The sequence below is a fragment of the Agrobacterium sp. P15N1-A genome (genome assembly GCF_044626815.1).
Classification (GTDB): Bacteria; Pseudomonadota; Alphaproteobacteria; order Rhizobiales; family Rhizobiaceae; genus Agrobacterium; species Agrobacterium leguminum.
Window position 1 is genome coordinate 757,078 of record NZ_JBIUPF010000001.1, and the last position, 25,857, is coordinate 782,934.

Consider the following 25,857-nt stretch of genomic DNA (forward strand, 5'->3'; position numbering starts at 1 on the left):
CAGACGCGCGTCGGCTGGATTCCGGCTCAGGGCCGGAATGACGGAAATACTGAGCCTCTCAGCCCCTCTCTCCCTCCAGCGCCCGCTGCACTGCCGGGCGGTCGTTCATGCGGCGGAAGTGGTCGTGCACTTTCGGGAAGCGGGCAATATCCACCCCATCGCTTTCCAGCCAGCCGGACATGACGAAAAGATAGGGATCGGCAACGGAATAGGCGGTGCCAAGAACCCATGGGCCGTGCAGCATGCCGTGCTCGATCAGTTCGAAGCACTCGCCCATGGTCTGCGGCACTTTCGCTTTCATGTCCGCAAGCGAACTATTCTCATTCGCCCAGCGGCTGCCGCGCCGGCCATGCGCGTGGGCGACATGCACGGTGGAGGAAATGAAGGCGTTGAAGGACTGCATCAGCGCGAATTCGAAGGGATCGTCGAGCGGCGCGAGCTTCTTTTCCGGCGCCATCTGGGCAATGAAGGCGAGGATGGCGGGCGTCTCCGTCAGCACGCCGCTTGCCGTGGCCAGTGCGGGCACGCGGCCCTTCGGATTGATCTTTAAAAATGCCTCGGAGCGTTGCTCGCCCTCCGCGAAGTTGACGCGGTGGGCCTTGTAAGGCAGGCCGGATTCCTCAAGCACGATATGGCTGGCGCGGGAGCAGGAACCGGGGGAGAAAAACAGTGTGAACATGGATATGCGACCTCCAAAGCAATGAAGCGCCCGTTTCTTCCTCATGCGGACGCCGCCCCTCGGCGGCCATGGGATGGCCGTCACACGCAGGGCACGTCATCATCGTGCCCGCAACCGGCCGCGTCAAAGGTTATTTAAAGCCCGACGACGCGGATATCGCCGACATGGATGCCGTTCCAGTTGCGCATCTGCCGGTTCGCCATGCCGCTCAAAGCCTGCTGCTCGGCGCTGCCTTCATCGAAATAACGCGCAAGCAGTGCCGAGACCATGGCTTCCGCCGCCCGCGTCGTGCCGTCTTCGCATTTCACCGCCATGGCAACGCCCTTTTCCGGCAGGGCGGCGACGAAGACGCCTTCAGCGCCGGTCTTTGCGAAGATTTGTCCCGGTGCGATCTGCATCAGTTTCGTGCAGGCGCGGCCGGTGCCCGCCACGTAAAAGGGCTCTGCCATGCAGGCCTCGACGAGACGGCGCGAGGCTTTCGCACGGCCTGCTTCCACCCCTCTGCCCGTCGCCATCTTTGCGAAACCGTGCGCCAGCCCTTTGAGCGGAACGGCATAGGTGGGGATGGAGCAGCCATCCACGCCACAATTGTCCTGGCCGAGAGCAGCACCCGTCAGGCTTGCCATCGTGGCGCGGATTTCCTGCTGCAGCGGATGATCGTAACCGACATAGCCCTCAGGATCAGTGCCGGTGTGGCAGCAGGCGCAGATGAAACCGGAATGTTTGCCGGAGCAATTATTGTGAAGCGCCGTCGGCTTTTCCAGCGTGCGGGCCTGATGGATGATGGTTTTCTGGTCGGAAGACCAGTGCGCGCCGCATTCCAGCGTATCCACATCCCTGCCCGCTTTCGCCAGCATCGAAGCGGCGAGCTCCACATGCGCGTCCTCGCCGGAATGGGAGGAGCATGCAAGCGCCAGTTCGCGGTTGCCGAACTGATAGGCATCCGCAGCACCGCTTTCCACCAGCGGCAGCGCCTGCATGGCCTTGCAGGCGGAACGCGGGAAGATGCCGCGCTCGATATCGCCAGCCGAAAACAGCACGCCGCCATCGCCATCCACCACCACGGCAAGGCCCTGATGGCGGCTTTCCACGAGGTTGCCGCGGGTGACTTCGACGGTAACGGAATTGTTCATTTTCGCAGCCTCAAAAAATTCTGATTTCATATGGTTGATACCGCAATTGATTTTTCGATGCACGGGGCTGTTCGTGAAATTTGCAAAACGTCTGCTGCTGGCGATTGCCGTTATCTATCTGCTTCCCGCGCTGGCATCGGCCGGGCTGTGGGCCATGAAAGACCATCCGCGCGGCTGGAACGCCGCAAGATGGTCGTCCTCCGGCATGCTGCCGGCGGCGTCCAGCAACAGCGAAGCCGCCGTTTACGTCTTTTCCGCCATGACCGGCGGTTTCAAGGGCTCCGTCGCCAGCCACGCCTGGGTCGTGCTGAAAAAGCCGGGTGCTGCGACCTATGACCGTTATGACAAGGTGGGCTGGGGCACGCCGATCCGCCACAATGGTTATGCGGCGGATGCCTACTGGTATTCCAACATGCCGCGCCAGGTGGTGGCCATTCACGGCGCGGAAGCGGAAAAGCTCATCCCGAAGATCGAAAAGGCGATTGCCGATTACCCCTATGGCCGGCCGGGCGGCTATCGCATTTATCCCGGTCCAAACTCCAACACCTTCGTCGCCCATGTGCTGCGCAGCGTGCCGGAACTCGGCGTCGTGCTCCCGCCGGATGCCGTGGGTCGCGATTATCTGCCGGACGGCGCGTTTTACCACATCGCCGATGACTGGAAGGATGCAAGCGTTTCGCTCGGCGGCCTGTTCGGCATTTCGGCCGGTGCGCGCAGCGGTTTCGAGATCAATTTTCTCGGTCTTGTCGCCGGCATCGATTTCAGCCGGCCCGGCGTGAAGATACCGGGGCTTGGGTATTTCGGCGTGGCGGGCATCCGCGCATAAGCGGTTACGTTTCGCTGGCCTGAGCGGCGCGCCGGGCGCGGATGCTCTGGGCGATGAAGACCCGCGACAGGCCATGATATAGCGGCTCGCGGGAGAAAAGCCGCGATGTCAGATATCCGAGCATTGATGCGGCCATGATGGGCATGACGCCTTCATGATTGCCGGTCATTTCAAGGATGATGACAAAGGCCGTCATCGGCGCCTGCACCACGCCCGCAAAATAACCCGCCATGCCTACGATGGCGCCAAGGCCGATGCTGGTGCCGAGCAGGCTTGCCATGGTGCTGCCGAAACCCGCGCCCACCGACAGCGACGGCGCGAAAATGCCGCCCGGAATGCCCGACATCATGGCCAAGAACGTCGCCGCCAGTTTTTCGATGAAAAAGAATGTCGGCGCGGCCTCGCCCTCGATTGCCGCGCGTGCCTGTTCGTAACCGGTGCCGAAGGTCGCGCCGCCAGTCGCAATGCCGATGATGGCGGAGGCAAGGCCGCAGGCGGCTGCGACCGCCAGCATCCGCTTCAGCGGCATGGTCTGGGCAAAACGGCGGATACGTGCCGAGAGCCTCAGGGCACCGGCGCTGAACAGCGCGCCGAACGCGCCGCCGCCAACGCCGCAGACCAGAACCAGCAGCCAGTCCATGGCCGTTTTCGCCATCACCGAACTGGTGCCGAAATAGGTATAGCTGCCGACCAGCGCCAGCGAAGCGAGGCCCGACAGGATGACGGCGGTGAGAACGAGGCCATTGGCGCGGGATTCATAGGTCTTGCTCATCTCCTCGATGGCGAAGACGATACCGGCCAGCGGCGTGTTGAAAGCCGCCGCGATGCCCGCCGCCGAGCCAGCGAGAATAAGTCCCTTCGCCTGCGCCATGCCGCCCCAGCGGGCGGCCTGCAGCATGATCGAGGCACCAACCTGAACGGTCGGGCCTTCACGGCCGATGGAGGCGCCGGAGAGCAGGCCGGCGACGGTCAACACCACCTTTCCGAAAGCGAGTTTCAGCGACAAAAGCCGCGAACGGTCCGCATCTTCCCGCAGGTGCCGCGCGGCGATCGCCTGCGGGATGCCGCTGCCGCCGGCATTGGGGAAAACCGTGATCGCGAGCCATGCGCAGAGCGTAAACCCGAGCGGCGTGATGATGAGCGGCAGCAGAAACGCCCATTCACCCGATGAGGTTACCGCAAAGAAAAGGTGCTGGGCTCGATCCGAAAGCCATGCAAACCCGACGCTGATAAGGCCGACCGCAATCGCGCCAATCCAGAAAACCGCCCTCGGCCTCCACACCCGCCACGAACCCCAAACGACACGGGAACGGCGGAGCATCTTCAGCTTTTTGTAGTCGACGGGCATGGCGGTCCAGATCGGTGATTTTGATGTTCGTCATCAGGCGGGAAGCCCGTTTATCCGCCTCTCGGGCGGGGATTGCAAGGTTTTGCATTTGACAGGTGGATCGTATCGGCGCATTCTGCATCGCAATTGCAACGCACGGAGACCCAACATGAAAACGGCAACGATCCCTTCGCTGCGGGTAACGGCGGATTTTCGCGAGGCTGCTGAAAGCGTGCTGAAGGAAGGCGAGACGCTTTCTTCCTTCGTTGAAGAGTCCGTGCGCAGGCAGGTGGAGATCCGTAAATCACAGGCAGAGTTCATTGCGCGCGGGCTGGCGTCACTCGAAGAAGCGGAGCGCACCGGCGTTTATTATAGCACCGACGATGTTCTTTCGATGATGCAAAAGAAACTTGATGCTGCGAAAGCAGCGAAGCGGAAATGACGTATGAGCTTCGCTATACCGAAGAAGCCTTGGCCGATTTTGATCGCATCTATGATTTTCTGATCGCCCACGACATCGACGTGGCTGAGAAAGCAATCCGCGCCATAAGAGCAGGACTGGAGATTCTCGGCGATTTTCCCTTCAGTTGCCGCAAGGCATCCCCGGAAAACGGCCTGATACGCGAACTCCTCATACCGTTCGGCTCATCAGGCTATATCGTGCTGTTCCGCATTGATGGCCCGCAAACCGTCACCATTGCCGCCGTCCGCCACCAGCGCGAGGACGATTACCATTGATCCTTACCGGTCGCTGACGGCCGCGCGCGGGTTTACCCACGGTTCCTGATTGGAACGCGGCAGCGAGGTTTTGCCGAGAATATGATCCGCCGCCTTTTCGCCGGTCATGATCGACGGGCCGTTGAGATTGCCATAGGTCACATGCGGGAAGATCGAGCTGTCCGCCACCCGCAAACCCTCCACGCCGATGACCCGGCATTCGGGATCGACGACGGCCATCGGGTCGTCCCTGTCACCCATCCGGCAGGTGCCGCAGGGGTGATAGGCGCTTTCCAGATGCTCCCGCAAAAAGGCATCGATCTCCTCATCCGTCTCCACATTTTCGCCGGGCTGGATTTCCGGTCCGCGAAAATCGTCAAAGGCTTTCTGGCTGAAGATGTCGCGCGTCAGGCGCACGCAATGGCGGAATTTTTCCCAGTCTTCCGGGTGGCTCATATAGTTGAAGCGGATGACCGGATCGTCCTTCGGATCGGCCGAGCGCAATGTGACATTGCCGCGCGATTTCGACAGGTTGTAGCCGACATGCACCTGAAAGCCGTGGCTTTTCGCCGCCGCCTTGCCGTCATAGGAAATGGCGACCGGCAGGAAATGATACTGGATATCCGGCTGCTTCAGACCGGGAGCGGAGCGCAGGAAGGCGCAGGCCTCGAACTGGTTGGAAGCGCCAAGCCCGCCTTTCGATAGCAGCCACTGCGCACCTGCCACGCCCTGCCAGAACCATGGCAGCCAGGAATAGAGCGAGACCGGCTTGGTGGAGACCTGCTGGAAATAAAACTCCATATGGTCCTGAAGATTTGCGCCCACGCCCGGACGATCCGCCTTCACCTCGATGCCCATGTCTTTCAGATGGGCTGCGGGGCCGATACCTGAGAGCATCAGCAGCTTCGGTGAATTGAAGGAGGATGCCGAGACGATGACCTCGCGATTGGCCGTAATGGTTTCCACGACGCCCTTGCGCTCGATCTCGACGCCAACCGCGCGGCCATTCTCGATGACGACCTTGCGGGCGAAACCGTTGACCAGCCTGACATTGCCGCGCTTCAGCGCCGGTTTCAGATAGGCATTGGCGGCGGACCAGCGGCGACCATTATGGATGGTCTGCTCCATCAGGCCGAAACCCTCCTGCTTGGAGCCGTTGTAATCGTCGGTCAGTTCGAAACCGGCCTGCGCGCCGGCCTGAATGAACGCGTGGAACAGCGGATTGTTGACCGGACCGCGCTGCACATGCAGCGGCCCATCCGTGCCGCGCCAGCCCTCCTCGCCGCCATGGCTGTGTTCCATGCGCTTGAAGTAAGGCAGCACATCCGCATAGGCCCAGCCGTGCGCGCCAAGCTCTTCCCAGCGGTTGAAATCCTCGGCATGGCCGCGCACGTAAACGAGGCCGTTGATGGAGGAAGAGCCGCCGATGACTTTTCCGCGCGGCGCCGTAATCCTGCGGTTGTCGAGGTTCGGCTCGGGTTCGGAGAGATAACCCCAATTATAGCGCTTCATGCTCATCGGCCAGGCAAGTGCGGCCGGCATCTGGATGAAGGGGCCGAAATCCGAACCGCCTGCCTCGATGACGATCACCGAATAACGACCGTCTTCCGACAGGCGATAGGCGATGGCGGAGCCTGCGGAACCCGAACCGACGATGACGTAGTCTGCTTGCATGATTTGCTCTCTCCGGTGAGCGTTGGTTCCGATTGATTGCTGGCGGGTGGGGCTTACCCCCCGCTGCCCTGCCGGGCATCTCCCCCTCAAGGGGGAGATCGATCTGCGGCGAGGTCGCGCCCATCTCGACGTCAGCGAATGAAGTGGCGGTGGCGCCGCTTGCCGATCTCCCCCCTTTGAGGGGGAGATGCCCGGCAGGGCAGAGGGGGGTAAGCCCCACGCACCGCCCATCAATAAGGCGCGTCCACCTTCCCCGTGCTCACATAAACCGTCTTCAGCTCACTATAATGCTCCAGCGCCGCCGCCGAATTCTCGCGCCCGAAGCCGGATTGCTTGGAGCCGCCGAAGGGGATTTCGACCGGGCAGAGATTATAGGTGTTGATCCACAACGTGCCCGCCTCCAGCTGATCGACCACGCGATGGGCGCGGGCGAGATCGGCGGTGAAAACGCCGCCGGCGAGACCGAATTCGGTGGCGTTGGCGCGGGCGAGAACCTCGTCCTCATCATCGAAATCCAGCACGCACATGACGGGCCCGAAGATTTCCTCGCGGGCGATGGTCATGTCGTCGGTCACATCGGCGAAGACGGTCGGCTGCACATAAGCGCCCTCGCCCGAGACATTGTTGGGAATGCCGCCGCCGGTGATGAGCGTCGCGCCCTCTGCCTTGCCCTTTTCGATATAGGAAAGGACTTTCTCCTGCTGGGCCCTGGAGACCAGCGGGCCGAGATGGGTGGCGTAATCGAGCGGATCGCCGAGGATCATCGCCTCGGTGCGGCGCTTCAGATTGTCGAGGAAACGCTCCTTCGCCTTTTTCTGCACGAAGACGCGGGTGCCGTTGGAGCAGACCTGGCCGGAGGAATAGAAGTTGCCGAGCATGGCCCCACCGACAGCGCTTTCGATATCGGCGTCGTCGAAGACGATCAGCGGCGACTTGCCGCCCAGTTCCATCGTCACATGCTTCAGATGTCCGGCAGCGGCGGCAGCCACCTTGCGGCCGGTCGGGACGGAGCCGGTAAGCGACACCTTCGCCACGTGCGGGTGATTGACGAGCAGCGGGCCGGTATCGCGATCACCCTGAATGACGTTGAACAGGCCCTTTGGCAGGCCGGCTTCAATGAGGATTTCGGCGATCTTCAAGGCGCCGAGCGGGGTGTTTTCCGAGGGCTTGAAAACCATGGCGTTGCCGGCGACCAGCGCGGGCGCCGCTTTCCAGCAGGCGATCTGCTGCGGATAGTTCCACGCGCCGATGCCGACGCAGACGCCGAGCGGCACGCGCTTGGTATAAGCGAAATCGCCGCCGAGGGGGATGTAATCGCCGTTCAGCGCCGAAGGGGCGATACCGCCGAAAAATTCGAAGGCATCCGCGCCGGACGTCGGGTCTGCGACGATGGTTTCCTGAATGGGCTTGCCGGTATCCAGCGTCTCCAGCGTGGACAGCGCATCGTTGTGCTCGCGCATGATATCGGCGGCGCGTTTGAGGATGCGGCCGCGGGCCATCGGGCTCATCGCCGCCCATTCCTTCTGCGCCCGTTTGGCCGATGCGATGGCGCGCTCAACGATGGCAGGCGTTGCCGCATGCAGCCTCGCGATCACCTCGCCGGTGGCCGGAAAGATACTCTCGAACTGCGTGCCGGCCGTGTCTTCGACATAGTCGCCGTCGATGAAATGCGAGGCTTTCGGCTGCGCCCTGAGCGGCGTCGCGATGGTCATGTCGAAGTCTCCTTAAAGAACGCGGATGGACGGCTTTTGGCGCTGTCCATCGGGAAATGATTTGAGCTGCATGTCGAAATAATCCTCGACAAGCGCCGGTGCGGAGGCAATGCCGAGCGGCGCCGAGCGCAGGCTGTGGCGAATATAAAGCCCGTCGATGAGCGCCGCCGCCCCTTCCGCGATGCGCGCGGCATCGTCCGGCGGGCAGAGCCGGTTGAGGCTCGCCATGAGGTTGGACCTGAGACGACGGGAATAAAGCACCAGCAGGCGGCGGGTTTCTTCTGAGCGCTGCGCTTCGACATAAAAGGCGAGCCATGCCGCCACCGTTTCGGGCGTGAACTGGTCGCTCTGGAAGGAGACATGCACGATGGCGCTCAGCCTTTCGCGCGGACCGGAAGCGCGGGTCAGCGCCGCCACGGCATCGCGCCTGAGATCGCGCAGCAGGCTGCGAATGGTTTCCAGCAGAAGCTGTTGCTTGCTGCCGAAATAATGATGCGCGAGCGCCGCCGACACACCCGCTTCCCGAGCGATATCCGACATCGTTACATTCAGCGAACCATGGTGGCCTATGGTGCGAAGCGCCGCATCCACCAGCGCCTTGCGACGCAAAGGCTCCATTCCAATCTTGGGCATGGGGGTCTCCTTGACGGATGGCAAATTATTCTTGATTGATCGATCAATCAATAAAAAACGCGCCATTTTATGTCGCTGATTTGCGATGGATCATATTTTCCACCGCCGGCGCGTGGTAGTTTCCCGCTCATCGGCCAGTGTGGCGAACCCCATGCCGCCGTTCGGCTCACGCCGGAAAAACTAAACCGTGATTTACTGCGAATTGGGAATGGAACGCGTTTCGTGCTAATATCGCAGATGATACAAATTTCGCTGGAAGCGGCGCCAGACGAAAGACGATAAAAACGCCCGCCATAGACCACGACGGCATCCGATCCGCAAACCGGACATCGAAGAACCGCTCGCAGCGTTTAAAGAAGGGAGTGATATCATGCCAATGGTGACAGTATCGATTTCCCCGGAACAGGCAGCAAGAATGCGCGAGGCCGTGAATTGCGGCGCTTACGCATCCGGCAGCGAGGTCGTCAGGGCAGCGCTGAGACTATGGGCGGCCTCCGCCGAACATGGCGTCGGCGCAAAGTCCACGCAGCCTGTCGAAGCGGACCGGGAACGCATGAACGTTGCGGAACTTTATGCCGCGCACACCGGGCACATCCGCCGGGCATAAGGCCCGGCGTAACAACCTTCCATATGGAAAGGGTTGTAACAAAACGTTCATCAAAGCTTCACAGTCGTGAAAGCTTTTGTTGACCTGTAATCTGCGATTGTTCGCCGCAAAAGAGACGGGTTCCCGATGGCGCATTCCACACGGCGCGCCACCAAGGGGACCGGCAATAGCGGAGAATAGAAATGCAGGCCGTCACGCTGGAGAACGATGTCATAAGGCGTTTTGCCTCCGGGCACATGTTTCCCATGGCGAAACTGGTGCTCGAAACGGCATTTCAGCCGATTGTCGAGGCGACGACAGGCACGATATTCGGTTATGAATCGCTGATGCGCGGCCATGACCGGCTTGGTTTTTCCAATCCGCTGGCGCTTCTCGACCAGGCTGCCGCGGATGGTGAGTTGAAGGCCTTCGAGCAGATGCTGGCAAGCCGGGCGCTGGCGAAATTTTCCACCCTGCCAGATTTTTCCTCCGCCACCCTGTTCCTCAATCTCGATGTGCGGCTGATCCCGCATGGCGACGCCATTCTCGACAAGCTTGTCGGTCATCTGGCGCGGGCGGGCATTCCCGCCTCCTCCATCTGCTTTGAGCTTTCCGAACGTTTCGACAATACCAGCGTACCCGAATTCACGGCGCTGATCGCCCGCATGCGCAAGGAAGGCTTCAAGCTGGCAATAGACGATTTCGGCGCCGGCCATGGCGAGATGAAGCTGCTGTGTGATTTCCCGCTGGATTACCTGAAGATCGACCGGCATTTCATCACCGGCGTCGACCAATTGCCGCGCAAGCAGCACCTCGTGCGCAACATCGTCAACATCGCCCATGTTCTCGGTGTGCGGGTCATTGCGGAAGGCATCGAAACGGAAGCGGAGTTTCTGACCTGCCGCGAATTCGGCGTCGATCTGGTGCAGGGCTGGCTGATCGCGAGGCCCACGGTCTTCACCAGCGAGCTGCCGGAGAGCTTTCCCCACATCAACCGCATCGGCGTGGCGCGGCGCAGCAGCCAGACGCTGGATGAGATTCTCATCCGCCGCGAAATAGAGCGCCTTCCCACCGTCTTCGAGCATGACAGCGTCGACAGCGTCTTCGAACTGTTCCGCAGAAATCCGCAGCAGGCGTTTTTCCCGGTTCTCAACGCCAATGGCGAACCGCGCGGCGTCATCAACGAATATCACCTCAAGGAATATATCTACCGGCCCTTCGGCCGCGACCTGCTCAAGAACAAGATCTACGAGCGTACCATTTCCCATTTCGTCGATCCCGCGCCGATTGTCGGTCTCGATGCGGATGCCGACCAATTGATGAACATGTTCGCCAGCATGGGCGGCAGCGCCTGCATCATTCTCACCGAAAACATGCGTTATGCCGGCATCGTTTCCGCCGCTTCGCTCATCAAGGTCATCAACGAAAAACAGCTGAAGATGGCGCAGGACCAGAACCCGCTGACGGCGCTGCCCGGCAACCGCGCGATTGGCGGCTTCATTGCCGACCGTTGCAGCGACGGCGACGAGGCGCGCTTCTTCTGCTATTGCGACTTCGACAATTTCAAACCCTTCAACGACAAATACGGCTTCAACGCCGGCGATCACGCCATCACCCTGTTTTCGGCGCTGATGCGCCGTTACTTCTTCGCCGGCGATTGTTTCCTCGGCCATATCGGCGGCGACGATTTCTTCATCGGCGTGCGTGACTGGACGGTGGAGGAGCTGACGGAAATCCTCGAGCGGCTGCTCAGCGATTTTCACGACGATGTCGCCGAACTCTATTCGGACGAGGACCGCGCCGCCGGCTGCATGAAAGGCCAGGACCGCCACGGCAATGAGCGGGACTTCGCGCTGCTGCGCTGCTCCATCGGCGTCCTCACTTTGCCGAAAGGTCTTATCATCGCCAATCCGGAGCGGATCGGCAGCGAGATTGCGGGTGTGAAGGCGGCTGCGAAGGAAAACGAAGGCGGTCTCGTCGTCCGGGTCTTCGGCGAGACAAATTGACACTCGTGACAAACGGCCTCCTTCCCTAAGCGGTGCATCTGACCTACATCTTCAGGCGACGCCGACACGTGAGGAGTTGCCCCTGGCCATGCCCGACACCAAGATCCTGCCCGAAACAATGCGCTTCATCGACCTTCCCTCCCATGGCGGCCCGGAGGTGATGCGGCTTTCGCAAGCGCCTTTGCCGAAGCCCGCGAAAGGCGAGGTTCTCGTGAAGGTCGAGGCGGCGGGCGTCAACCGGCCGGATGTGGCGCAGCGGCAGGGCATCTATCCGCCGCCGAAGGATGCGAGCCCGATCCTCGGCCTTGAAATCGCCGGCGAGGTGGTTGCGCTGGGTGAAGGCGTTACCGAATTCAAGCTGGGTGACAAGGTCTGCGCGCTCGCCAATGGCGGCGGTTATGCGCAATATTGCACCGTGCCGGCCGGGCAAGCCCTTCCCTTCCCAAAGGGTTACGATGCGGTCAAAGCGGCCGCTTTGCCGGAAACCTTCTTCACCGTCTGGGCCAATCTCTTCCAGATGGCCGGCCTCACCGAAGGGGAAAGCGTCCTCATCCACGGCGGTACCAGCGGCATCGGCACGACGGCCATCCAGCTTGCCAAAGCCTTTGGCGCGGAAGTCTATGCCACGGCAGGCTCGGCGGAAAAATGCGAAGCCTGCGTGAAGCTCGGCGTCAGACGGGCGATCAATTATCGCGAGGAGGATTTCGCCGAAGTCGTTAAATCCGAAACCGGCGGCAAGGGCGTCGATGTGGTTCTCGATATGATCGGTGCGGCCTATTTCGAAAAGAACCTTGCCGCACTCGCCAAGGACGGCTGCCTGTCCATCATCGCCTTTCTGGGCGGCGCGGTCGCCGAGAAGGTCAACCTTACCCCCATCATGGTCAAGCGCCTCACCGTCACCGGCTCCACCATGCGCCCCCGCACGGCCGACGAAAAACGCGCCATCCGCGACGACCTCGTCGCAGAGGTCTGGCCGCTCATCGAAAGCGGTCAGCTGGCACCTGTCATCAACCGGGTCTTTACGCTGGACGAGGTCGTGGAAGCGCACCGGCTGATGGAAAGCAGCAATCATATCGGCAAGATCGTGATGCGGGTGTCGTGACGCTCTGAGCGGCATCGTTGTTTTCATTGACAACACACGAAAGTGTTGTCACAAATAACAACATGAAGGCCATTCTGCTCGAAAAGACGCGCAAAGTGATCGACGAGACGGCCTTCTTCGAGGTTGTCCTGTGGCATCTGCCTGAGCCTGTTCCCGGCAGTCTCCACCCGTTCAAATATCGGCTGGCGCTGGTGATCAAAAGGAGAATGTGTTCTGCGTTATGACAATGAGCGCGGCAAAGGCGATCATCGTCATATGGACGGGCGTGAAGACACCATCGCCTTCACGACGCTCGAAGCCCTGTTCGATGCTTTTCAGGCGGATATGGAAAGGATTTTTGTCATGACCGCACTCACCATCCGTCTCAGCACGATCAAGGATATCAAGAGCCGCTTTGTTGCCGCCGGTAATCTGGCCATGTCCGGAAAGCCGGTGGAGGCGAAACCATCCGTCGAATTTTCAAGCTATGAGGACCTGCACCGCATTCTCGCGCCGCTTCGCCTTGCCATCGTCAAGGCTCTGGCCGGACAGGGACCGCTTTCTATCCGGGAGGTTGCCCGCCGGGTCGGACGGGACGTACAGGCCGTTCATCGCGACGTGACGTCGCTCCTCCATGCGGGCGTTATCGACCGGAACGAGGCTGGCATCGAGTTTCCCTATGACAGCATCCACTTCGAATTCGACGTAAAGGCCGCAGATGCGGCATAGGTGCCGGGCGTCCCCCAGAAGTAATCCCTCTTGCATTACTGACGAATCGTACTACCTTCTAGTTATGTTCAACGTATCGGAAGGAGGTGATCCAATGTCTAGTGAGATTTCGGTCTCTGGTGCAGGCAATGGAAAGGGTGTGTTTTCGACGGGGCAGCCCTCGTTGTAAATCTCCTGCCTTCGGAACGTTGAGAAACAGTCCCGGGTCTGTACAGGACCAAACTCATGGAAGGGTCGCTTTGGCGGCCCTTTTCCGTTTTTGCGTATTGCTTCGACGATTGGGGAAATCTGTGCCTTGAATGCCGGTGCGGCTCTCCCGCGACGAGAAGAACTCCTTTCAGCCCAAGGACGTGGGCTGGCTGGATACCGGCTCGAGGCCGGTGTGACGGAGAACTAAAGCATGCCTCCCAAAACGGTGCAGCGGTTTTGGGACAAAGACATGCTTAAAAACAAAGATCTAAAGCGCGTCGCAGGAATCAGATCACAGTACACCATCGAGTGTGGCGGGTGTCGTTACCCCCCTCTGTCCTGCCGGACATCTCCCCCTCAAGGGGGGAGATTGACAAGAGGCATTCTCGCCACTTCATTCTCGACCATCGAGAGGTGCGAGACGTCGCCACAGAACGATCTCCCCCCTTGAGGGGGAGATGTCCGGCAGGACAGAGGGGGGTAACGACACCCAGCACCGTCGATGATTTCAACTGTGGTGTACTGTGGAATCAGATTAAATGTGACGCGCGTTAGAAAGCGACAAATCATTGACCGTCGACTGCGGTCACCTCTTCTTTATTTCTTCCCGAACACCTTCCACCGCGTCGGCCGGAAGCGCAGTTCCGCGCCCACGGCCACGGCGGCGTTGAGCGGCACTTCGATTTCGAGGTGATAGGGTTCATGGCCGTTATTGGCGATGTCGATTTCGGCGATGCGGGTGCCCGCGAGGCGGCGACAGGTGGTGACCTTGCCGTAAAGCGCGTCCTTCTCTTGCGTCAGCACCACATCTTCCGGGCGGAAGAAAAGCTCGCCCTCGCCAGAGCCGCTCTCGTCGATGCCGATGCTTTCGCCCTGAAACAACACGTGGCCGTCGCGGATCGTCACCGGCAGGCTGGAGGATTCGCCGATGAAGGAGAAAACGAACGGGGAGTTGGGCGTGTCGTAGACATCGTCCGCCGTGCCGACCTGTTCGATCTTGCCCTGGCTCATGACGACGACGCGGTCTGCCAGTTCCAGCGCCTCTTCCTGATCGTGGGTCACGAAGACGGTGGTGTGGCCGGTGCGGTCATGGAATTCGCGCAGCCAGCGGCGCAGCTCCTTGCGCACCTTGGCGTCGAGCGCGCCGAAGGGTTCATCGAGGAGCAGGACCTTCGGCTCGATGGCGACAGCGCGGGCAAGCGCCACGCGCTGGCGCTGGCCGCCGGAAAGCTGCGAGGGGTAACGCTTCTCAAGACCGGAGAGGTGCACCATGTCGAGAAGTTCGGAGACCCGCCTGCGGATTTCGGCCTTCGGCGGACGCTTGGCGGAGGGCCGGACCTTGAGGCCGAAGGCGATATTGTCGGCCACCGTCATATGGCGGAACAGGGCGTAATGCTGGAACACGAAACCGACATTGCGCTCCTGCACCGTGCGATGCGAGGCATCCTCGTTGCCGAAGAAAATCTGGCCGGTCGTCGGCTGCTCGAGACCGGCGATGAGACGCAGCAGCGTCGTCTTGCCGGAACCGGAAGGACCGAGCAGCGCGATCAGCTCGCCGGAACGAATGTCGAGCGACACGTCGTTCAGCGCCGGAAAGCGGTCGAACTGCTTGGTGATGCCGGAAACTTTCACTTCCATGAAGATGCCTTTCAATGCTTGCCGGCTGCGTTGCCCGCGCCAAAGCGTATTTCGAGAATGGTTTTGAGAATGAGCGTCACGAGCGCCAGACCGGCGAGCAGCGTCGCCACCGCAAAGGCCGCGCCCATATTGTACTCATTATAGAGTATCTCGACATGCAGCGGCATGGTGTTGGTTTCGCCACGAATATGGCCCGAGACCACCGAGACGGCGCCGAACTCGCCCATGGCGCGGGCGTTGCAGAGCAGCACCCCGTAAAGCAGGCCCCATTTGATATTCGGCAACGTGACATACCAGAAGGTCTGCCAGCCGGAAGCGCCGAGCGAAATCGCCGCCTCCTCGTCGCCATTGCCCTGATCCTGCATCAGCGGGATGAGTTCGCGCGCGACGAAGGGAAAGGTGACGAAGATGGTGGCGAGCACGATGCCCGGCACGGCGAAGAGGATCTCGATGCCGTAGCTCTTCAGCCATGGCCCCAGCACGCTGTGGGATGAGAACAGGATGACATAGACGAGGCCGGAAATGACCGGCGAGATCGAGAACGGCAGGTCTATCAGCGTGATCAGGAATGCCTTGCCCTTGAACTCGAATTTCGCAATCGCCCAGGCGGCCATCACCCCGAAGACCAGGTTGAGCGGCACGGAAATGGCGGCGACAAGCAGCGTCAGGCGAATGGCGGAGAGTGCATCCGGCTCGACAATCGCCTCCCAGAAGCTTTCCGCACCCTTGCGGAAGGCTTCGAAGAAGACCGAGACCAACGGCAGAACCAGAAAGGCGGCGAGGAAGACGAAGGCAATCGCGATCAACGCCAGCCGGGCGGGAAAGCTCTCGCTGGCGGGGTCGCGGAACGGCCGGGGGGACGTGCGGGAAGCGGTCTCAGACATAACCGTACCTCTTGCGGCTCCAGGCCTGAATGAGATTGATGAGGAACAGCATGGCAAACGAGATGATCAGCATGATGGTGGCGATGCCGGTCGCGGCCGCATAATTGAATTCTTCCAGCCGGATGACGATGAGGAGCGGCGCGATTTCCGAGACGTAGGGAATATTGCCGGCGATGAAGATGACCGAGCCATATTCGCCGACGCCGCGTGCGAAGGCGAGCGCGAAACCCGTGAGGATCGCGGGTGTGAGGCTCGGCAGCAGAACGCGGGTGATGGTCTGGAAACGGTTGGCGCCAAGCGTGGCGGCCACCTCCTCCACCTGCCGGTCGATTTCTTCCATGACCGGCTGCACGGTGCGCACCACGAATGGCAGGCCGATGAAGATCAGCGCGATGACAATGCCGGTCGGCGTGAACGCGATCTTGATGCCGAAGGGTTCGAACAGCGAACCGACCCAGCCGCGATTGGCGTAAAGCGTGGTAAGCGCGATACCGGCCACTGCCGTCGGCAGGGCGAAAGGCAGATCGACGATGGCATCGATGAAGCGGCGGCCGGGAAAACGGTAACGCGTCAGCACCCAGGCAACGATGACGCCGAAGACCGCGTTGACCAGCGCGGCAAGAAATGCCGTTCCGAAACTGACACGCAGCGCATTCAGCGTGCGGCTATCCGTGGCAATCGCAATGAAATCTGAAAAACCCAGTTTCGCCGTGGACCAGACAAGGCCGCCAAGCGGAATAAGAATGATGAGAAACAGATAGGTCACTGTGTAACCAAGCGTCAGGCCGAAGCCCGGTATGACGCTCGACTGCCGCCATTTCCACCTGTTTCCGGAAGTATTATTGCTCATCAAGGCTCCGGATAATCTTTAGTTTGGCGCATTTCCGGACAGGAAACCGGGGTCCGCTTTCCTGGAAATGCTCTCTGGGAGCCGGTGTTCCCCGGCGTTTATTATAAAGTATCGACCGGCACGGTGTCCGGTCGATCGGGTTTTTGTTTTCTGTTGTCCGTACGGACGCGGGCGATCTCTTTTCAGCCCATCATCCGCTTACTTTGCGGGCTTGTAAATCTGGTCGAAGATGCCGCCGTCACCAAAATGTTCAGGCTGCGCCTTTGCCCAACCGCCAAACTGCGGGTCGTCAATGGTGACGAGCTTGATGTCGGGCAGCTGCTTGAGCAGATCCTTGGAGACGACAGCCGGGTTGGACGGACGGTAGAAGTGCTTCGCCGCAATATTCTGGCCCTCGTCGGAATAGAGATACTGCAGATAGGCTTCCGCCGCCTTGCGGGTGCCCTTGGCGTCGACATTGGCATCGACAACGGCGACCGGCGGTTCGGCAAGGATCGAGATCGGCGGCACGACGATATCGAAGGCGTCAGCGCCGAATTCCTGGCCGGCGAGATAGGCTTCGTTTTCCCAGGCGAGCAGCACGTCGCCGATCTGGCGCTGGGCGAAGGTCACCGTGGAGCCGCGGGCGCCGGTGTCGAGAACCGGGGCGCGCTTGTAGAGCTCGCCCACATAGGCCTTGATCTTGTCCTGATCGCCCTTGAATTCTTCGTTTGCCCAGGCCCAGGCCGCCAGATAGTTCCAGCGCGCACCGCCCGAGGTCTTCGGGTTCGGCGTGACGATCTGCACGTCGCCCTTCACCAGATCGCCCCAGTTATGGATGCCCTTGGGGTTACCCTTGCGGACCAGGAAAACGATGGTGGAAGTGTAGGGCGAGGAATTATGCGGCAGGCGGGTGCGCCAGTCCTTGTTGATCTTGCCGGAATTTTGAACGATGGCGTCGATATCGCTCTGCAGCGCCAGCGTCACCACATCCGCTTCCAGACCGTCGATGACCGAGCGCGCCTGCTTGCCGGAGCCGCCATGCGACTGCTGGATGGTGACATCCTCACCGGTATCGGCCTTCCACTTCTTGGCGAAGGCTTCGTTGAAGTCCTTGTAGAGTTCACGGGTCGGATCGTAGGACACGTTGAGCAGCTTGGTCTGCGCGGCGGCCGAGCCAGCGCCGCCAAGTGCCAGTGAGAGGCTAAGCGCAACAACGCTCAAACCGGACAGAAGCTTGGACATCGGTATTCCCTCCTGATTGCGATGGCTTAACTCTACCGGTTGAGTAGAGTTGGTCAATGAGGCCGAATACGATCGAAAAAGTGTTTCCCGAGAGCGTTTTCCCGGGCAACAAATACAGCGCAGCATAAGCGAAAGGCGCAACAAGCGTCGTGTAAAACTTTGCTGAATGCAAAACCGTTTCACATTTTTGACGATTTTTTGCGCTGACGGCGAAAAATATTATGGGGTTTTAGACGATTTTTTCGTTTGGAAGGAACGAGGCAGGGGGATCATTACAATCTCCTCATCCGTCATTGCAAATTCTCGACAGCGAAACGTGAAAAAAGACGAGTGTCAGGCCGTCAAAAGCTCGGGCACTTCGACACCCGCCACCGCATCGGCGATGGTGGTGTTGAAAAGGATGTTGCGCGTCGCATCGGCCACGCGGGCAAAGACGTGGCGGATTTCGCACTGCTTTTCACCGTCGCAATCCTCGCAGCGGCGATAGGCGGTCTGCGACAGGCAGGGCAAGGGGGCAAGCGGCCCGTCGATGAGGCGCAGCACCTCGCCGAAGGTGATGTCTGCGGCCGGGCGCGCCAGAAGATAACCGCCCTGCTTGCCACGCCGGCTTTCGACGAGACGTTCCTTCTTCATTTCGAGAAGGATCTGCTCCAGAAACTTTTTCGGAATGGCCTGTTCGCGGGCGATGTCGGAAATCTGCACAGGACAGGCCCCGTCGGCCTTGGCCAGCGAAAGGAGCGCCCTCAGCGCATATTTTGCCTTCTGCGAAATCATCGTAAAACCAGTAGACCACAAGCCCGGAAACCCGGCAATTCCGGCTTAGCGCAGAAGTTGTCACAATTCAAATCCAAGCTGCGAAGAAGGTGAACGGGTATCTTTTGCTCATACCCTGCGCGCGTGAGGCATTTTTGCTCTCAAGTGCAGCGCACAAAGACTGTCATTTCTGTTCGCGGATAAGGATTTCAACAATAATCGGCCATGGAAATCCCGGACGTGACAATGACGATCAATTCAGCAAATGCCTCTGCCGATGCCGCTTCCCTCGATGCCACGCTTGCCGGGCTCGATCTGGCGGGTCGGCTTTCGTTTATCGCCGGCCTCGGCGGGCGGGCGGTCTTCACCACCAGCCTCGGCATCGAGGATCAGGTCATTACGGCCGCCATCGGCACGCATCGCCTGCCGATCGACGTCGTGACGCTCGAAACCGGCCGGCTGTTCAAGGAAACCGTCGATCTCATCGATGAAACTGAAGAGCGTTTCGGCATCGACATCCGCCGCTTCCGGCCGGAACAGGACGATATCGACGCCTATGCCGAAAAATACGGCCTGAACGGTTTTTACGAAAGCGTCGAAGCCCGTCACGCCTGCTGTCATGTCAGAAAGCTGATCCCGCTCGGCAAGGCGCTGGAAGGCGCCGCCTTCTGGATCACCGGCCTCAGACGCGGCCAGTCGGGCAATCGCGCCACGACGCCTTTCGCCGAATTTGATGCGGAGCGCAATCTCATCAAGATCAATCCCCTGGCTGACTGGGATATCGACCTCATCCGGGCGCATGTCGCCGAGGAGAACATTCCCGTCAATCCGTTGCATCAGCGCGGTTACCCCTCCATCGGCTGTGAGCCGTGTACGCGCGCCATCAAGCCCGGCGAGCCTGAGCGCGCCGGACGATGGTGGTGGGAAAACGACGAGAAGCGCGAATGCGGTCTTCACGTCGCCGGTGCGGAGCAGACATCCGCCGTTTCCGCCATCCCGCAACGATAATCATTCAGTACATTCCCGGAGTTCACAATGTCCAACGCAGTCCACGAGACGGACAGCAAGAATACTGTCGCATCCAAGCCGCCGCTCGATCCCCATCTGAAGGCGCTTGAAAACGAAGCCATTCACATCTTCCGCGAAGTAGCCGCCGAATTCGACAAGCCCGTGATGCTCTATTCCATCGGCAAGGATTCGTCCGTGCTGCTGCATCTGGCGCGTAAGGCCTTTTTCCCCGGCCGCATTCCCTTCCCGCTGCTGCACGTCAATACCGGCTGGAAGTTCAAGGAAATGATCGAATTCCGCGACAATATCGTCAAGGAATACGATCTCGACCTGATTTCCTACACCAACCCGCGCGGTGCGAGCGAAAACGTAACGCCCTTCACCCACGGTTCGGCGCTTTACACCGACATCATGAAGACCGAAGCGCTGCGCCAGGCGCTCGATGCCGGCCAGTTCGACGCGGCCTTCGGCGGCGCACGCCGCGATGAGGAGGCGAGCCGCGCCAAGGAGCGCATCTATTCCTTCCGCACGCCCGACCATAAATGGGACCCGCGCAACCAGCGCCCGGAACTGTGGAACATCTATAACGGCATGGTCCGCAAGGGCGAAAGCGTGCGCGCCTTCCCGCTCTCCAACTGGACGGAAGTGGATATCTGGCGTTACATCGAGGCGGAAAACATTCCGCTGGTGCCGCTCTATTACGCCGCCGAGCGCCCCTATGTGGAGCGCGACGGCATGATGATCCTTGCCGAAGACGAGCGGCTGGAACTGCTGCCCGGCGAAGAGATCAAGCACGGCTCGATCCGCTTCCGGACACTCGGCTGCTTCCCCCTGACCGGGGCGATCCGTTCCGAGGCGGCGACGCTTCAGGAAGTCATCGCGGAACTCGAAATCGCCACCGTTTCCGAACGGCAGGGCCGTGCCATTGACCGCGACCAGTCCGGCTCAATGGAGAAGAAGAAGCGCGAGGGGTATTTCTGATGAGCACTGCCGCCGCCAACACCCCCTCCTCTTCCGCAACCATCCTGCCCTTCGCAGAGCATTCGAAGGCGGCGCGCGATACGCGCCCCTTACGTCTCATCACCTGCGGCAGCGTCGATGACGGCAAGTCGACCCTGATCGGCCGTCTTCTCTGGGACACCAAGGCCGTCAAGGAAGACCAGGCCGCAACACTGCACCGCGACAGCGGCAAGCAGAACGATCTCGGCTTGCCCGATTTCGCGTTGCTGCTCGACGGTCTTCAGGCGGAGCGCGAACAGGGCATCACCATCGATGTCGCCTATCGCTATTTCGCCACCGACCGTCGCGCCTTCATCGTGGCCGACACGCCCGGCCATGAGCAATATACCCGCAACATGGCGACCGGCGCTTCCACCGCCGATCTCGCCGTGCTGCTCGTCGATGCGCGCACCGGCATTCTGGAACAGACCCGCCGCCACGCCACCATCGCAGCGCTGATGGGCATCCGGCAATTCGTGCTGGCGGTGAACAAGATCGACCTGACGCATTACGACAAGGCCGGTTTCGAACTGATCGCCCATGAGTTCCGCGATTTCGCGTCCAATCTCGGCATCAAGCAGATCACCGCCATTCCGATGTCGGCGCTGAAGGGTGAAAACGTCGTTCTCTCCGGCAAGGCCTCCATGCCCTGGTATGAAGGCCCGACGCTGGTGGAGACGCTGGAGCTTGCCACGGTGCGCTCCGCGCAATCCGGCGGCTTCCGCCTGCCGGTGCAGCGCGTCTCGCGCCCCGGTGAAAGCTTCCGCGGTTATCAGGGCACGGTTGCCGGCGGTTCGGTAAAGCCGGGCGACAGCGTCGTCGTCCTGCCTTCCGGCATGGTCGCGAATGTCAAGCAGATCGTCACCTTCGATCTGGTGCGCAACGCCGCCGTGGCGGGCGATGCGGTCACGCTCGTCCTCGACCGTCAGGTGGATGTGTCGCGCGGCGACATGATCGTCTCCATCGAGGCGCAGCCGCAGACGGGCCTTGCCTTCGACGCCCAGATCGTGGCGCTGCAGCCGGGCGGCATCGAGGCAGGCAAACGCTACTGGCTGAAAAGCGGCAGCCGCCGCCAGCGCGTCAGCGTGCAGCCTGTCAGCCAGCTGAACCTGAAGGAAGGCGAATGGCAGGCGCATGAAACCTCGCTGCCGATGAACGCCATCGGCAAGGTGCGGCTTTCCTTCGACGAGACGGCGATCTTCGATCCCTATGAACAGAACCGCTCGACCGGTTCCTTCATTCTGATCGACCCCGACACCAACAACACGGTTGCGGGCGGCATGATCGCCGGCAAGCGCAGCGTCGGTGCGACGGAAGAAAAGGGCGACCGGGTCATTCTCTCGCTGCCCGCCGATCTTGCGGAAAAGCTGCTGGCCAGCGAGCTCCTCGCCAAGCACCGCGATGAGATCGACATCCGCCGCACGGACGGCGCAACGGCCGCGCGGCTGATCGGCGATCTGGGCTGACAGGCACCCACTCAGACAAACAAAAGGCGACCGTTAAAGCGGTCGCCTTTTTCGTTTCAGAGCCTTTTCCGTGTCAGAGACTGCGGATGGCTTAAAACACGAACATATAAAGCAGAATGATCACGAAGATCGGAACGCCCATAGCCCACAATGCGATACCCTTCAGCATGCTATCCTCCATTGTTGTATGGTTAGATAACGGCTGAGATGGCTTTCCGATCCATGCCGCTCTCCTGATTTTTACGGGTTGTTTCTCGGCGGCATAAAAAGCTGTTTGTTCATTCGACGTTCATGCACGAAAGGCGAATTTGCATGCGGTCGCTCCGCCAAGCGGCCCAATAGAGGCTCGTTGTTTGAAAAAGCAGCGGGCCTCTTTTTTGATCGCGATAAGTTGATCGCGACGATGCCCCTGAAATTCAGGGCCCATGACGGTGATGGATAACTTCTTGGATTGTGAAGAAGAATTGAGGCTTCTAAGACGATTCCTGTCGCGCGTCCCCTGAAACAGGCCGCGACATTGAGGCCTGGCGCTTGGCGGAGCGACGGGCCTCTTTTGTTGGGACGCCGGGTGGCGACAAGAAGAGTCCGCCGAAGCGTTGATGGCGACGATTCGCATCCGTGAGCGGATGTGGAAAGCCCCCTCCCAAAGCGCATACCGGTTGAAGAACGGCAATTTGAACGCAGTTATTCGCACCTGCGCCCTGATTTTCAGATGCGAGCGGCGAATGCAGTCCAGCCGAAACGGGTTTTCACACGTCCGATTTTGGTGCGAGATTTCGATCTTGGAATTTTCGGGATGAGTTGCAAGCCGCTGTATCTATTGGGCTTCAAGCTGGTCGGAGTGAGAGGATTCGAACCTCCGACCCCCACGTCCCGAACGTGGTGCGCTACCAGACTGCGCTACACTCCGTGACCAGCGGCGCTTCTATAGACCAGCCTCCGGCATTCGACAAGCGGCTTATTGCATTTTTTGTGACAAGTTTTTCCCATCTGTTGAAACAACCCTGCCAGGAGCCTGTGGCACCGGCTGGAAGGCCTCAAAACGTTACAAAAAAGCAATTGTGGCAGGAAATTTTCATCGAGCCGCACACCTCCCCTGCCCGCCGTCTCCAAATCTGCTAGGGGAACGGAATGACCGGCGGGAAGCCGGACACGGCACAAAGGACATTTCACCATGCTATCTCGCAGCGTAACGCTTGCAGCGTTTGCCATTGCGCTCTCGGCCTGCACCACTTCCACGGGCGGCTCCACTCCCTCTTTTACCCAGAAGAGCCCCGTTGAGACCCGCTGGGTCGGCCAGTCCGCAGGCATTTTCTTCGCGAAATTCGGCCCGCCGCTGAGCGATACGGAAACCGGCAGCTCCACCGTCTATAACTGGCGCGGCGGCTACAGGAAGGCCACCATTCCGGCCAGGTTCGAAGAAGGCAAGGATGGCAAGAAGGGTCGCCAGATCTCGCCCGCCCGCACCGCCTCGCTCTCCTGCACGGTGCAGCTCGTCGTTTCCAGCGATTACAAGATTACCGCCGTGCGCACGGTTTCCGACCGCCCCGGCATCAACGGCCCGAGCTATTGCGCGGAATTCCTCGCCGCAGACTGATCTTCGGCCACCGGCCAGATGCAGCAAGGCCCGTCCGAACCGGCGGGCCTTTTCACTTTTTCGGGATTATTGTCATTTTTCTGAAAAAATTTTTGCCTACAGCCGCCCCCTGCGACCCGTGACGCGCCGGAAACGGCGCCATATCCGCCTTTCCGCGATATCCCGCTCACAGAACCCTTTCAACCGTTTGAAAGCGTCGGCTAATCTTCGCCGTCATGAAATTGACGATCGGCAAAACCGCAAAAATGGCCGTTGCGACCATATGTCCCTGCAAAATCCCTGCAAAACTGCTTGAACTGGAGTGAAAGAGTCCGGGTTGTGCCGGTTTGCGCTTTGCTGTAACGGGGCGAACGGGAGGAATGTTTTTAACACAAAACAAGAATCAGGTATGGCCGTGACTCCCATCGATCAAGACAAATCCCAGCTCACTGATCTCTCCCAGGAAACTACCCTTTCCCATGCATTTGCCCCCGGCGCGCTTCCGCTGAACCGCCGACAGGTTCTGGGCGGTGCTCTCGCCGGAATTGCCGCAGCGGCGCTGCCCTCTTCCCCGCTTCTCGCCAATACGGCTGCCAAGAAGGTGGATGTGCTTTTGATCGGCGGCGGCATCATGAGCGCGACGCTCGGTGTTTGGCTGCGTGAACTGGAGCCCACCTGGTCGATGCAGATGCTGGAGCGGCTGGATGGCGTGGCGCTTGAAAGCTCGAACGGCTGGAACAATGCCGGCACCGGCCACTCGGCGCTTGCCGAACTCAACTACACGCCGGAAGACGACAACGGCAACATCAAGATCACCCAGGCCGTCAACATCAACGAATCCTTCCAGATTTCCCGGCAGTTCTGGGCATGGCAGGTGCGCAACGGCGTTTTGAAGAACCCGCGCTCCTTCATCAACCACACGCCGCATATGAGCTTCGTCTGGGGCGACGAGAACGTCGCCTATCTGGAAAAGCGCTATCAGGCGCTCAAAGCCAGCCCGCTTTTCGCCGGCATGGAATATTCCACCGATCCCGAGCAGATCAAGAAGTGGGTGCCGCTGATGATGGAAGGCCGCGATCCGTCCCAGAAGATCGGCGCGACCTGGTCGCCGCTCGGCACCGACATGGAATTCGGCGAAATCACCCGGCAATTCGTCTCGCATCTGCAGGGCGACCAGAATTTCGACCTGCAGGTCAATAGCGAGGTTTCCGACATCCAGCGCAATGCCGATGGCAGCTGGCGCGTGACCTATACCAACGCCAAGACCGATGCCGAACAGGTGGTGGATGCGAAATTCGTGTTCATCGGCGCCGGCGGCGGCGCGCTGCACCTGTTGCAGATGTCCGGCATTCCGGAAGCGGACGATTATGCCGGCTTCCCGGTGGGCGGCTCGTTCCTCATCAACGAGAACCCTGACGTAACGATGCAGCATCTGGCGAAAGCCTATGGCAAGGCCTCGGTCGGCTCGCCGCCCATGTCGGTTCCGCATCTCGATACCCGCATGCTGGGCGGCAAGCGTGTCATCCTGTTCGGACCTTTTGCCACCTTCTCCACCAAGTTCCTGAAGGAAGGCTCCTATTTCGATCTCGTCTCCTCCGTCACCACCAGCAATGCCTGGCCGATGGTGCGGGTGGGCATCGATGAATATCCGCTGGTGGAATATCTCGCCGGCCAGCTGATGATGTCGGATGATGACCGTTTTGCCGCGCTGAAGGAATATTTCCCGAATGCCAAGCAGGGCGAATGGCGCCTGTGGCAGGCCGGCCAGCGCGTGCAGATCATCAAGCGCGACGAAGAAAAGGGCGGCGTTCTGCGGCTCGGCACCGAAGTCGTCGCCGCCAAGGACGGCAGCATCGCCGGCCTGCTCGGCGCTTCGCCAGGCGCTTCCACGGCCGCGCCGATCATGCTCAGCGTTCTGGAAAAGGTGTTCAAGGACAAGGTCGCGACGCCTGAATGGCAGGCCAAGATCCGCCAGATCGTGCCGAGCTACGGCACCAAGCTCAATGACGATCCGGAAAAGGTGCAGCAGGAATGGGCCTACACCGCCGAACACCTGCAGCTGCCGACCCCGCCGCAGATCGACCTTGAGGCGCTGAAGGGCGCCGGTGCGGCGCCTGCGGGCGCGCCGGTGAAGAAGGTGCCGGATATCGCGCTTTAAGGCATTGTC

At 60.4% G+C, this 25,857-nt stretch carries 24 protein-coding genes and 1 tRNA gene; 13 read left to right on the forward strand and 12 right to left on the reverse strand.

The features are described from left to right. Positions 1-58: 58 nt before the first annotated feature. Positions 59-679, reverse strand: coding sequence for a glutathione S-transferase family protein (locus ACIK7D_RS03755; RefSeq protein ID WP_080817456.1), 621 nt, complete (start codon positions 677-679; stop codon positions 59-61). 134 nt (positions 680-813) lie between these two features. Continuing rightward, entirely contained in the window at positions 814-1,812 is a 999-nt protein-coding gene (locus ACIK7D_RS03760) for an asparaginase (RefSeq protein ID WP_400155662.1), read from the reverse strand. Between the two features lie 73 nt (positions 1,813-1,885). Here ACIK7D_RS03760 and ACIK7D_RS03765 point away from each other — a divergent pair, with 73 nt between their 5' ends. Further along, positions 1,886-2,638 carry a DUF3750 domain-containing protein gene (locus tag ACIK7D_RS03765; RefSeq protein WP_400155663.1) on the forward strand — a complete coding sequence of 251 codons (753 nt, stop codon included), beginning with the start codon at positions 1,886-1,888 and terminating at the stop codon, positions 2,636-2,638. 4 nt (positions 2,639-2,642) lie between these two features. Here the strand turns inward: ACIK7D_RS03765 and ACIK7D_RS03770 are convergent, their stop codons facing one another. Then, the gene (locus ACIK7D_RS03770; RefSeq protein WP_400155664.1) at positions 2,643-3,986 is read right to left on the reverse strand and encodes a chloride channel protein; all 1,344 of its coding nucleotides are present in this window, start codon (positions 3,984-3,986) and stop codon (positions 2,643-2,645) included. Between the two features lie 148 nt (positions 3,987-4,134). Here ACIK7D_RS03770 and ACIK7D_RS03775 point away from each other — a divergent pair, with 148 nt between their 5' ends. Both ACIK7D_RS03775 and ACIK7D_RS03780 read left to right on the forward strand, forming a co-directional pair. Next, the gene (locus ACIK7D_RS03775) at positions 4,135-4,407 is read left to right on the forward strand and encodes a YlcI/YnfO family protein (protein ID WP_065654276.1); all 273 of its coding nucleotides are present in this window, start codon (positions 4,135-4,137) and stop codon (positions 4,405-4,407) included. Further along, a complete protein-coding gene (locus ACIK7D_RS03780) occupies positions 4,404-4,703 on the forward strand; it encodes a type II toxin-antitoxin system RelE/ParE family toxin (RefSeq protein WP_400155665.1) in 300 nt (99 codons plus the stop codon). The genes ACIK7D_RS03775 and ACIK7D_RS03780 overlap by 4 nt, the downstream gene beginning before the upstream one ends. 3 nt (positions 4,704-4,706) lie before the next feature. Here the strand turns inward: ACIK7D_RS03780 and betA are convergent, their stop codons facing one another. The 3 genes from betA to betI form a co-directional block, all read right to left on the reverse strand. Then, positions 4,707-6,356 (reverse strand): choline dehydrogenase, encoded by a 1,650-nt coding sequence (betA, locus tag ACIK7D_RS03785; protein ID WP_400155666.1) that lies wholly within the window; start codon positions 6,354-6,356, stop codon positions 4,707-4,709. 230 nt (positions 6,357-6,586) lie between these two features. Continuing rightward, positions 6,587-8,068, reverse strand: a complete 1,482-nt coding sequence (gene betB / locus ACIK7D_RS03790) for a betaine-aldehyde dehydrogenase (protein WP_400155667.1) — start codon at positions 8,066-8,068, stop codon at positions 6,587-6,589. Positions 8,069-8,080: 12 nt separating this feature from the next. Continuing rightward, positions 8,081-8,701, reverse strand: coding sequence for a transcriptional regulator BetI (gene betI / locus ACIK7D_RS03795; protein WP_065115089.1), 621 nt, complete (start codon positions 8,699-8,701; stop codon positions 8,081-8,083). 370 nt (positions 8,702-9,071) lie between these two features. Here betI and ACIK7D_RS03800 point away from each other — a divergent pair, with 370 nt between their 5' ends. The 5 genes from ACIK7D_RS03800 (at position 9,072) to ACIK7D_RS03820 (ending at position 13,103) form a co-directional block, all read left to right on the forward strand. Further along, entirely contained in the window at positions 9,072-9,308 is a 237-nt protein-coding gene (locus tag ACIK7D_RS03800; protein ID WP_035236784.1) for a type II toxin-antitoxin system ParD family antitoxin, read from the forward strand. A 182-nt stretch (positions 9,309-9,490) separates the two neighbouring features. Then, a complete protein-coding gene (locus tag ACIK7D_RS03805; RefSeq protein WP_020812512.1) occupies positions 9,491-11,293 on the forward strand; it encodes a GGDEF domain-containing protein in 1,803 nt (600 codons plus the stop codon). A gap of 88 nt (positions 11,294-11,381) precedes the next feature. Further along, complete coding sequence (locus ACIK7D_RS03810; RefSeq protein ID WP_400155668.1) at positions 11,382-12,395, forward strand: NAD(P)H-quinone oxidoreductase; 1,014 nt, start codon at positions 11,382-11,384, stop codon at positions 12,393-12,395. A gap of 62 nt (positions 12,396-12,457) precedes the next feature. Beyond that, a complete protein-coding gene (locus ACIK7D_RS03815) occupies positions 12,458-12,619 on the forward strand; it encodes a hypothetical protein (RefSeq protein WP_400155669.1) in 162 nt (53 codons plus the stop codon). 31 nt (positions 12,620-12,650) lie between these two features. Next, the gene (locus tag ACIK7D_RS03820) at positions 12,651-13,103 is read left to right on the forward strand and encodes a helix-turn-helix domain-containing protein (RefSeq protein ID WP_400155670.1); all 453 of its coding nucleotides are present in this window, start codon (positions 12,651-12,653) and stop codon (positions 13,101-13,103) included. 786 nt (positions 13,104-13,889) lie between these two features. Here ACIK7D_RS03820 and ACIK7D_RS03825 read toward each other — a convergent pair. The 5 genes from ACIK7D_RS03825 to ACIK7D_RS03845 form a co-directional block, all read right to left on the reverse strand. Beyond that, entirely contained in the window at positions 13,890-14,930 is a 1,041-nt protein-coding gene (locus tag ACIK7D_RS03825) for a sulfate/molybdate ABC transporter ATP-binding protein (RefSeq protein WP_003520463.1), read from the reverse strand. An 11-nt stretch (positions 14,931-14,941) separates the two neighbouring features. Continuing rightward, entirely contained in the window at positions 14,942-15,814 is an 873-nt protein-coding gene (cysW, locus tag ACIK7D_RS03830) for a sulfate ABC transporter permease subunit CysW (RefSeq protein WP_020812516.1), read from the reverse strand. Next, on the reverse strand, positions 15,807-16,664 hold the full coding sequence (gene cysT, locus ACIK7D_RS03835; protein ID WP_400155671.1) for a sulfate ABC transporter permease subunit CysT: 858 nt from the start codon (positions 16,662-16,664) through the stop codon (positions 15,807-15,809). The genes cysW and cysT overlap by 8 nt, the downstream gene beginning before the upstream one ends. Positions 16,665-16,862: 198 nt before the next feature. Then, entirely contained in the window at positions 16,863-17,888 is a 1,026-nt protein-coding gene (locus ACIK7D_RS03840; RefSeq protein ID WP_035262358.1) for a sulfate ABC transporter substrate-binding protein, read from the reverse strand. Positions 17,889-18,221: 333 nt separating this feature from the next. Further along, positions 18,222-18,662: an Rrf2 family transcriptional regulator gene (locus ACIK7D_RS03845; RefSeq protein ID WP_003520468.1), complete on the reverse strand. Its 441-nt coding sequence runs from the start codon at positions 18,660-18,662 to the stop codon at positions 18,222-18,224. Positions 18,663-18,866: 204 nt separating this feature from the next. Here ACIK7D_RS03845 and ACIK7D_RS03850 point away from each other — a divergent pair, with 204 nt between their 5' ends. The 3 genes from ACIK7D_RS03850 to cysN are packed head-to-tail and all read left to right on the forward strand — an operon-like array spanning position 18,867 to position 22,114. Next, entirely contained in the window at positions 18,867-19,649 is a 783-nt protein-coding gene (locus tag ACIK7D_RS03850) for a phosphoadenylyl-sulfate reductase (protein ID WP_162936711.1), read from the forward strand. 27 nt (positions 19,650-19,676) lie between these two features. Then, a complete protein-coding gene (cysD, locus tag ACIK7D_RS03855) occupies positions 19,677-20,630 on the forward strand; it encodes a sulfate adenylyltransferase subunit CysD (RefSeq protein WP_003520470.1) in 954 nt (317 codons plus the stop codon). Further along, the gene (cysN, locus tag ACIK7D_RS03860) at positions 20,630-22,114 is read left to right on the forward strand and encodes a sulfate adenylyltransferase subunit CysN (protein WP_080856054.1); all 1,485 of its coding nucleotides are present in this window, start codon (positions 20,630-20,632) and stop codon (positions 22,112-22,114) included. The genes cysD and cysN overlap by 1 nt, the downstream gene beginning before the upstream one ends. Before the next feature lie 833 nt (positions 22,115-22,947). Here cysN and ACIK7D_RS03865 read toward each other — a convergent pair. Next, positions 22,948-23,024 (reverse strand) — tRNA-Pro (locus ACIK7D_RS03865). Between the two features lie 264 nt (positions 23,025-23,288). On the opposite strand from ACIK7D_RS03865, the gene ACIK7D_RS03870 reads away from it, so the two are divergent. Beyond that, on the forward strand, positions 23,289-23,711 hold the full coding sequence (locus ACIK7D_RS03870; protein WP_003520473.1) for a hypothetical protein: 423 nt from the start codon (positions 23,289-23,291) through the stop codon (positions 23,709-23,711). Positions 23,712-24,099: 388 nt separating this feature from the next. Then, positions 24,100-25,848 carry a malate dehydrogenase (quinone) gene (gene mqo, locus ACIK7D_RS03875; RefSeq protein ID WP_400155672.1) on the forward strand — a complete coding sequence of 583 codons (1,749 nt, stop codon included), beginning with the start codon at positions 24,100-24,102 and terminating at the stop codon, positions 25,846-25,848. The last annotated feature ends 9 nt before the right edge of the window (positions 25,849-25,857 follow it).